General features: G+C 69.0%; 3 protein-coding genes. All 3 read right to left on the bottom strand.

Going from position 1 to position 1861, the window contains the following annotated elements; genetic code table 11:
- On the bottom strand, positions 1-272 hold a 272-nt coding region (locus ENN83_RS05670; protein ID WP_287185060.1), incomplete at its 3' end, for a DUF2190 family protein.
- Positions 273-275: 3 nt separating this feature from the next.
- Positions 276-485 carry a phage head-tail joining protein gene (locus tag ENN83_RS05665; RefSeq protein ID WP_287185057.1) on the bottom strand — a complete coding sequence of 70 codons (210 nt, stop codon included), beginning with the start codon at positions 483-485 and terminating at the stop codon, positions 276-278.
- 2 nt (positions 486-487) lie between these two features.
- A partial coding sequence (locus ENN83_RS05660) for a prohead protease/major capsid protein fusion protein (protein WP_287185055.1) occupies positions 488-1861 on the bottom strand: 1374 nt, incomplete at its 5' end.

Genomic DNA, 1861 nt, shown 5'->3' with positions numbered 1-1861 from the left:
GCGACGCCGATGGGGAAGCGCCCAGCGCCGGGTGTGTTCACTTCCTTCGCCGTGTCATCCCACGCAACGCGCGCGCCCACGGCGAGCACCACGGCGCTGGCTTTCGGCAGCTTGTAGACCCCCGTGGTCGCCAGTTCGAGTGGATCGCCCTCAGCGGCTGAGTACGCCGCGATGCCGAAGATGCTGCCGACGATCAGCCCGTCGCCCGAGGCGATGCCGCCTGTCGGGGTCGGCACCGTGATGACATGGCCGTTCTGGATGTAGGTCTTCATTGTTCAGAGCCCTTTCGAGGATTGGATGCGGACGACCGAGATGCGGTCAGTCGCCCCTGTGATCTGGCGGTTGAGGTCCGCGAGCGCGGCGGCCATCTCGCCGTCGCTCGCGTAAGTGATGCGTTTGCCGTCGTATTCGACAGTGCGGACACCCCGATAGCGCGCGGCCATCAGGGCGTCCCGCCAGGCGGTGAGTTGGGCGAGGTCGGCCATGCTCACGCGCCCGCGTTCATGAACCAGCCGCGATGGTCGATGAACCCGGCCCCGAAATCCAGGATCACCCGGATCTCCACGCCGTCCACATCCCAGCCCGAACGGCTCTCGACCTGCGGGCCCTCCGCGCCCGAGAGATAGGCAAACTCCAGCCCGTCGATCTCTCCGGGATCGGCGGTGACATACCAGCGCGTGGACGAGGACAGGCGCGGCTCGACCACTAGCGACAGCGAGCCCGAGAACGGGTTCACATCGGCGGCAGTGGCGGGCGCGATGCTCGCCAGCCACTTCTCGGCCGTGGTCTCCAGCGCGGGCGGGACCAGCAGGTTGCGGGGCGTCACGCGGATGGTGCGATCCTCGATCCCTTTCTGCGTGCGAAGCGCCAGCCGGGCCGCGGAGAGCGTCGCATCGGAGATCGCCGCGCCCGTGCCCGCTTTGTTGCCATGGTCGGCGTGGAACAGCGTCTTGCCGTCCGACATGGTGGGCCCGTTGCCGCTGCCCGCCTCCAGCAGGGTGACCAGGATGCGCGCCTCGGTCTCGGCGGCGGCCTGACCCATGCGGCGGGCGAGGTCCGCGAAGGCGCCGAGGTCATCGTTGACCAAAACCTGCCGGGTGATGCCGATCTTCCGCGCCCAGGTCTCGATCTTGTAGGCCTCGCGCGCCTCGGCCATGGTCCCGGCCTTGATCTCGCCGTGCTCGTTCAGCTTCTCCAGCAGGGGTGCCTCGCCCAGCATGATCTTGTTCACCGCGCGGAAGTCCCGTGCTGAGGTTTGTCGGCCAAGACGGCGGATGCCGGAAGGCGCGGCCTGATAGGCGTCGCGCAGCACCCGCCCCACCGTGTCCCCGAGGATGATCGGGAAGTCCGAGGTGGTGTGCAGCGCACGGGTGACGAGGCTCGCGGGCGACAGGGCCATCGTGGACTCGCCGCGCAGCGTCAGCAGTTCCTTCGCCATGTCGACCGGGGTCGAATAGGCGTAGCGCCGGGCCGGTTCGCTCAGCTCGTGGCGCGGGTTGATCCGGGCGTAGAGCGCCTCGCCCATCTGCCGGGCGCGCAGGGCGGAGTCGTCATGGGCTTCTCCCATCTCGACGCGGACCTGTTCTGTGCGGATCGCAGGCGCGGATCGCTTCGCCAGCGCCTCGAAGGCCGCGCGGCGGGCGGTGTCGGGATCGGCGCCTCCGTCGATCTGGCCGTCGATCCAGGACTGGTCGAGCCCCGCGATGCGGGCGATGGAGCGGATCTCGGCATTCGCTGCGGCGCGGGTTTCGGTCTGCGCCTTGGGTGGCGCCGTGGTGGTGGTCGTGTCGGTCATCTCTGTCTCCATGCGAATGTGGGCGCCGGGGTCGGCGGGCGTCGGCACCAGGGAAATCTCGTGGGG

The sequence above is a fragment of the Rhodovulum sp. genome (genome assembly GCF_011048875.1).
GTDB lineage: Bacteria > Pseudomonadota > Alphaproteobacteria > Rhodobacterales > Rhodobacteraceae > Rhodovulum > Rhodovulum tesquicola.
Note: the sequence above shows the minus strand (reverse complement) of the source record. Positions and strands in the feature narration are given on the sequence as shown.